Origin of the sequence: Streptomyces sp. NPDC015127 (assembly GCF_043080095.1) — a bacterium.
Taxonomy (GTDB): Bacteria; Actinomycetota; Actinomycetes; order Streptomycetales; family Streptomycetaceae; genus Streptomyces.
Window position 1 is genome coordinate 1 of the sequence record NZ_JBIBVE010000065.1, and the last position, 6,702, is coordinate 6,702.

Here is a 6,702-nt window from a genome sequence, read left to right on the forward strand (position 1 = left end):
CAGCCCGCTGGGCGTGAGTCAACGACAACGGCGGAATCTTCGGACCCGGACGACTCATACCCAACCAACGACGGATCTCCGACTCAGGTCACTAGTTGGGTGTGGACCGCTCCACCATCACCTGGGCCGTCGGGGAGGGGCGGGCCGCAGCGAGGAGTGAGGGCGCACCGTCAGCCCCGGAGTACGGCTGCGGACCCTGGCCGAGGTCGTGGAGCATTTCGGAACGACCGGAACGACCGGGATCGTCGACGGCACCGAGGTCCGGATCCGGCGGCCGACTGTCGGACGCAAGGACAGGGACAAGTTTATCTCCGACAAGAAAAGGCAGAACGCCGTCAAGGCCATGGTCGCGGCGCTCACCGACGAGGACGGCCGTATGCGCTCTGCACTCCGATCCAGCCGGGAAGCCGCGCGGACATCACGCACGCCCGCCAGTTGGAGCTGGTTAAGCTCCTGGCCAACGGTCCCGCAGTGGCGATCCTCGCCATGTCGGCTGACGGGTGTTCACCAACAGATCGTTGACCTGACAGCGGCACGGCAGATGTGAAACCCCGAGTCCCGGCGAAGCCTTCGGCACGTCACCGCCAGTCATGCACAAGCTCGTTACATGAGGGGAGCCGCTGAAAGGTCTGCCAATTATACACAATTGGTCACCGTTTACTCATGTAGGCGCATAGACAGGGGCGGAGGGTGGTGGTCAGAAGGGATCGGCGGTGAAAGCGGGCTGTTCCGTGAGTAGCCGCCGACGGACGGTGCCGGTCGTGTGGGCGGGTGCCTGCGCCGCACGGCCTGGCCGAGGGCCAGCCCAGCGATGTGTGTGACGTTCTTGAGCATCGTGCGGAGGCTGTGGAGGCAGCCCGCCGTACAGCGCAGCGGGGGCGCTGGAGGAATGGCAGGTGGGCGGGGAGAGCGCGGAGGTCGGTGGAGATGGCGATACCAGAGCATCGTGGACGCGCTGGCTGAGTCCACGGCACCGCATACATCCCGGCGGTGCCGCCACCCACTGGGCCCGCCTTGCCATTACTTGACCAGCCCCGGCCCCCGGGCCGCCTGACAGCTAAGACCGTGTCCTATGTGGTGCTGGCTCGTTGGGCTCGGCATGGGGCGGGGTACGTGGAGTTGGATTGTTCCGGATGGGCTGTGGGAGATTGCGAAGCCGCTGATCCCGCCGTCGAAGGTGCGGCCGCAGGGTGGCGGCACGCAGGACACGCCTGATGAGACGCTGTTCGCCGCGATCATCTATGTCCTGGTCAGCGGCTGCGCCTGGCGGGCCTTGCCGCCGTGCTTCGGGATATCGAAGTCGACCGCGCATCGCAGGTTCCTCATCTGGTCCAGGGCCGGCGTCTGGGGCCGCCTCCACGAAGCGGTCCTGCACCGGCTCGACGACGCCGGCCTGATCGACGTCTCCCGCGTCGTCCTCGACTCCGCCCACGTCAGGGCGAAAAAGGGGGCGAACACACAGGTCCGAGCCTCGTGGACCGGGGCAAACCGGGTTCCACGATGCACGTCCTGTCGGACGCGAACGGACTGCCCCTCGTCGTTGGCGTCTCCGCGGCCAACGTCCACGACAGCCTCGCACTGAAGCCCATGGTGGCCGGTCACCAAACGAGACACGACCCCCACCGCGGACACCACTTCAAACCCCAACGCCTGCACGCCGACAAGGCCTACGACATCCCTCACCTGCGAAGATGGTTACGCGGCAAGCGCATCGGTGTCCGCATCGCCCGCAAAGGCATCGACTCCAGCGAACGGCTCGGCCGCCGCAGGTGGGTCATCGAGCGGACGATGTCCTGGCTGACCGGCTACCGCCGACTCAACCACCGCTACGAACGCCACCCCCGCAACTACCTGGCCTTTCTCGGCCTCGCCGCCGCCATCTGCTGCTACAAGCGACTCGTCCGCCACACCACATAGGACACGGTCTAAGGGGGCCTGGCCCGGCTGGCCGCAGCAGGGGACGCCACGCGGCTGGCCTTTCAGGAGGGGCGGGACCCGTCGTCGCAACCGGGTCCCGCCCCTTCCTGCCCCTGGCTGCGGCGCCGGGGTGCGCGGTCGGCGGGGCGCGCGGATGCTGTTGCCATGTGTGAAGCGCATACAGGTGCCGGGGCGAAGGCGGTACGGGCGCGTTGGGAAACTATCCGCGCCATTGATGTCCTGTGTCAGCGGTTGGCCCGCCTGCGGGAGGAACTGCAGATGTGCCCCGACGAGGTGGTGGAAGTGCGGGCGGTTCAGCAGGCGTGTGCGATGGGGACCAGTTTCTGGCTGGACGATCTGGCCTGCGCTCTGGCCGACACGGGGATGGACGCCGACGGCCTCTTCGATGCAGCATGGCAGCTGGTCGACTCGCTGCCGCTATCACCGGGCGGGTTCGAATCCCGCGAGGACCCTCGGTTTTTCGATGTGTTGCGTGCCGCGACCGCCAAAACCCTCGGCCGCCTGTGGATCACCGGATATCTGCTCGGTCCCGTGCCTACCCACGCCTGGCCGAACGCGGACCTTGCCCGTCTGCTCCTTAGGGCAATCGAGCAGCATGCCGACGACTTGGCACTGGGCGACGACCTTCGCCAGGCTGGCCTCGACACCCCCGCCGGCCCGCCCGCCAGTCCACAGTGATCCAGCAGCGCCGGCGGCCTATAGGCGTATGTGGTTCAGGGGCGCGCTCGTCCCGCCCCGATACCACGCTCGGCAGCCGACTGACCTGGGAGGATCATGCCCAGGTCAGATGCGGCTGCGGCTGTGGCGGCGTGTGAGGAGGACGGCTCCGGCGCAGATCGCCATGCCTGTCAATGCGGTGCCGGCGGCGATCTCGGCCGTGTTCGGTGTGCGGGCGCCGCCGAGACCGCCCTGCGCCGCAGTACCCGCGAGGACGGTGAAGGCCGCTTTGGCGGTTCGGCCTGCGCACTGGACGCGCAGGGTGGCGGCACCTGCGGCGGCGGTATTGCTCACCCGGGCTGTGGCTGTCGACGTTGCGCCTGCGGGCAAAGTGACGGTAGGGAAGGCGGTCGAGGTGACAGTTCCGCCGCGGGCACAGCCCGACGCGGTGACCGACAGCGTCGCACCCTGATGCACTTGCGACGGGCTCACCCTCACATCCGACGGTCCTGCCCCGGCAGCCGGCTTGCCGCCGGCCCACGCCATAGACGGTGACAGTGCCAGAACAGCACATGCCCCGGCCACCGTTAGACAAACCCGTGAACAACGCATGGCACTCCTCAAGACAAGGCATCCCTGGCAGTGGAAGGCACCCCTGAAACGTCACGAGAGGACCATTGGCGGCTGCCTCCTCTACACAGACTGCGCACGAACCCTGGGAAACGGCGCGCCCGCATCACCGCTACCCCACGCCCGGTGAGGATGGAAGCCCAGGTGACAGGCGGCGCCGGAAGCACTCGGTAGGTGGTAGCCGGTTGGTGCAGATGGCCGATCACGGTACAGCCGCACGGCGCTGACATCAGAGATAGGGAGCGACGGCGGACAGGTTGCTTGGTACACGCGAAGGAGACGTGAATTCACCCCTGTTTCCAGAGACGCTGCCCGGTGGAGGGCGTTTCGGACCACGCCTCGACCCAGACATCCCGAACCAGCCCTCGTCCTCAGGACACTCCCCAGTTACGGCCGCCGTGCCATTTCACCCAGCGAGGGTCGTCGAGTACTTCGTCGGGGTCCGTAGGCCCTGCTGTCTGCAGGAAGAGGATCACGTCGTGATCCGAGAATGCTGTGCTCAGGCAGTCCTGGCGTCCGCGGCGCATGACGCTCACCCGCCGACCGCTTGCCCGGGGACAGCTCGCCTCCGACGATACTCCCTGCCGTTCCTTCACCTCGCGCCGTCCTGACGCTTGCACACCACACTCCGACTCCCGACACCGGGCGGTTGGCTTGTCTCCGGACACGACCCGCGGGGCGGGTTTCACCCGTATACCGGCGATGTCCGGGATGCGGGTGCCGGGTCCGGGTGTTTTCCTGTCCCTCGTCCGCTCTCCCCTCCGCAAAGGAGCGATCATGAGCATGAATGGCGAGCCCGGGGCATGGCCGAGCAGATGCGAATCTAAGGCCCGGGAAATGAAGGACAGAGCCGAGCGCACCAGTGACACAGACGACTGCAAGCGGCTGCAGGACCAGGCGCGTCGGCTTCAGGACAGAGCGAGAAGCAGAGCGAACAGGACATGGGCGGCCAGGACTCCGCCGCATGCAGGGATGTGCCTGCCCCTGCACTTTGATCCCCGTCCAGCGGCTGCTGGCGTTCCCGAGGCGCTCTTCCCAGCCGCTGGACGGTCTGTATGCCCCTGCCCCCGCACGGCTGCTACGCCCTCGACAATACGTGCAGGGCTCACGGCCCCAGGCGGCGACCACGACAAGCGCTCTGCCGCTGTCCCGCGGCACTGTTCGGACCGTTGGAGCCATGCTCGCTCAGCGCATTCTTGGCCGCCCGCTCGGGATACCAGGTGGGAGGAGCCAGCCATCGTCTAAGGGCGATCAGAAGCGACACTGAGGTCAATGCCATGACGATGTTGTGGTCGATGACGGCGGGCTGCGCAGGGCATCGTCAGGTGGATGAGCTGGGGACCGCGAGCAACTCGACAGCTCCCTGCCTACCGAAGTGCTTGTGCCGGGCACCAGCCGCCAGGGCAGGGATCTGGTTATCGGACAACATGGGGGGCCAACTTCGAGAAGTCGCCACAGCACTTTGAGCAGCATCTACTCAGATGGCGAGCCTTCAAGGGTGATCAAATTAAGTCGCTGCCCAAGGTGAACAGAGGCCTTGGCAGCGGGGGTGACAGCACGCACTTCAGGGGAGGCGTGCTGTCCGGTCGGCAAGCATAAATCCCCCGTGGCTGCTGGCTCGTCCCTGTCCGACGCGACACCGGGCGGGGCCCCCACCCCTGATACACAAGCCCCTCGGCTGTCGGTGGTTGAGGGGCTTTGTCATACGAACTCGCCAATGCCTCGCCAGCTGCTTCGCCGAGCGGAAGCCTCAGGTGAATGAGCACACCTGAGACTGCAGCTGCCCTGGCTCCCATGAGCCTCAGCGGGCGACTGGTACCAGCAGCGCCTTCACTGCACGGGGGCCAAGGCCGATATTGCCTCCAGCGCATCGCTGCCCAGAACCGCCCGAAGGGCATCTCTGGCGACTCTGTGCATGGTGGCGGCTCTGCGCTGCCTCTGACGCCGAAGGCGAACAGACCTTCATCGTGGCACGCGGTCGTAGCAGCACAGCGCGTCTTGGATTCACGCCGAGTGTCACCTCCAACCGTCGGTGATGATGCCGCCCTACGTTCTTCCCGGGTCGATTGAGCCACTCGTGAGGTTCTGTCACCCAGGGGTGCCGAGTATGGCTTTGATGGTGCTGCCGTTCCCGTGGCTGAAAGAGCTTGGCCGCTTGGTGACCCGCGACGACTCGACCGCTGATTGGGATTGCGAGCAGGTCGCTGAGTAGGGCCACGACGGCGAGATCGTCTGCGGAACAACGTACGGAACGAAGCTCGCGGAGGAGGTGCCCAAGATCTGGGCTGGAGTGGGCGCCGGCAAAACCCACCACCACTGCGTCGCTAGTGATGAGGAGGGAAGGCGGCTGCTGTCGCGGCGCGTCTGCAACGAGGAGCCCGAGCTGCTTGAGCTCCGGGCCGATGTCGCTGACCTGGGAGAACAAGTGACCTGGGCTGTCGATCTCACGGACGGTGGTGCCGCGTTGCTGGTAGGCGTGCTCCTCAACCACAGCCAGCACCTCCTCTACATCCACGGCCGGACCGCCAATCGAGCCGCCGGGGCGTATCGGGGGGAGGGCAAGATCGACGCCAAGACGCCCGAGACCATTGATCTTGCTGAGCGGATATCAGAGTGCCTCCTCACTATGGAGGATCGGCGTTAAGCGCCGTACCACCTGGCTGCAGAACCGAAAGGTCTACAAGCCGCTGCCCTGGCCCAGGCCGCGGTGGGCGCCGCCGAGCGTCAGCACACTGTCCTTGCCGGTGAAGCCAGGCCGCCAGTTTGGTCCGGAGCCTTGCTAGGGATGTCCAGGTGCTAAACGAGCGCATCGACGAGGTTGAGCACCAGATCGAAGCATGCTTCCGCCAGCACCGTGTCAGGCCGAGATCATCACCAGCATGCCCGGCTTCGGCCCTCTGCTCGGCGCCGAGTTCCTTGCGGCCACTGGCGGTGACTTGACCGCCTTTCCGATCGCTGATCGGCTCGCCGGCGTATCCGGGCTGGCACCCGCTCCGCGTGACTCCGGACGCATCTCCGGCAACCTTTACCGGCCAAGGTGTTACTACCGTGGCCTTGAGCGGGTGTTCTACATGTCCGCACTCAGCAGCGTCCTGCGGCTGCACCGCTGCGCAGCCTCGCCCTCGCCGCATGAGCACAATCATCACCGAACCTGGCCGAAGCGCGAAGCCGTGTCTGGGGTGGTTCTGTTCACGTGGCGAGTGAGGCTGTGCGTGTGGGCGACGGCCTGGACTGCGTCGTGGAGACCGCTGCCGCGCTGTCGGCTGTGTTGGAGAGGAAGCGAACGGCAGCATCGTGTGGGCGAGACAAGAGAGATTCCGTGGAAGCTTGTCGGCTCAAGTCAGCACATGCGCCCCTCTACTGAGCTTGTAGACGTGGTGTTGTGGGGGCTGACAGGTGGTGATCGTCGCGGTACGCCCGAAGCATGAGGTATCCGCAGGGTGGCGGTCTGACTGCCGAGAGACAGGTGTTCCGCGA

At 66.2% G+C, this 6,702-nt stretch carries 5 protein-coding genes and 1 pseudogene; 5 read left to right on the plus strand and 1 reads right to left on the minus strand.

The genetic code is table 11. The annotated features are described in order from the left end of the window. The first annotated feature begins 208 nt into the window (after positions 1–208). The 3 genes from ACF08N_RS37565 (at position 209) to ACF08N_RS37575 (ending at position 2,616) form a co-directional block, all read left to right on the plus strand. Complete coding sequence (locus tag ACF08N_RS37565) at positions 209–547, plus strand: hypothetical protein (protein WP_392329199.1); 339 nt, start codon at positions 209–211, stop codon at positions 545–547. 552 nt (positions 548–1,099) lie between these two features. After that, positions 1,100–1,917 (plus strand): IS5 family transposase gene (locus tag ACF08N_RS37570; RefSeq protein WP_392329200.1). Its coding sequence is split into 2 segments (ribosomal slippage): positions 1,100–1,442 and positions 1,442–1,917, totalling 819 coding nucleotides; the frame shifts between segments, so codons are not numbered across the junction. 165 nt (positions 1,918–2,082) lie between these two features. Then, the gene (locus tag ACF08N_RS37575) at positions 2,083–2,616 is read left to right on the plus strand and encodes a hypothetical protein (protein ID WP_392329201.1); all 534 of its coding nucleotides are present in this window, start codon (positions 2,083–2,085) and stop codon (positions 2,614–2,616) included. A 105-nt stretch (positions 2,617–2,721) separates the two neighbouring features. Here the strand turns inward: ACF08N_RS37575 and ACF08N_RS37580 are convergent, their stop codons facing one another. Beyond that, positions 2,722–2,949, minus strand: a complete 228-nt coding sequence (locus tag ACF08N_RS37580; RefSeq protein WP_392329202.1) for a hypothetical protein — start codon at positions 2,947–2,949, stop codon at positions 2,722–2,724. Between the two features lie 1,059 nt (positions 2,950–4,008). Between ACF08N_RS37580 and ACF08N_RS37585 the strand changes: the two genes are divergently transcribed. Both ACF08N_RS37585 and ACF08N_RS37590 read left to right on the plus strand, forming a co-directional pair. Beyond that, positions 4,009–4,470 carry a DUF6381 family protein gene (locus ACF08N_RS37585; protein ID WP_392329203.1) on the plus strand — a complete coding sequence of 154 codons (462 nt, stop codon included), beginning with the start codon at positions 4,009–4,011 and terminating at the stop codon, positions 4,468–4,470. Between the two features lie 1,024 nt (positions 4,471–5,494). Continuing rightward, positions 5,495–6,446 (plus strand): annotated as a pseudogene (locus ACF08N_RS37590) (transposase); the annotation flags it as partial. Positions 6,447–6,702: the final 256 nt, after the last annotated feature.

Coding starts and splice junctions, on each gene's coding strand:
- ACF08N_RS37575 (WP_392329201.1), top strand. CDS start 2,083: ATGTGTGAAGCGCATACAGGTGCCGGGGCGAAGGCGGTACGGGCGCGT.
- ACF08N_RS37585 (WP_392329203.1), top strand. CDS start 4,009: ATGAATGGCGAGCCCGGGGCATGGCCGAGCAGATGCGAATCTAAGGCC.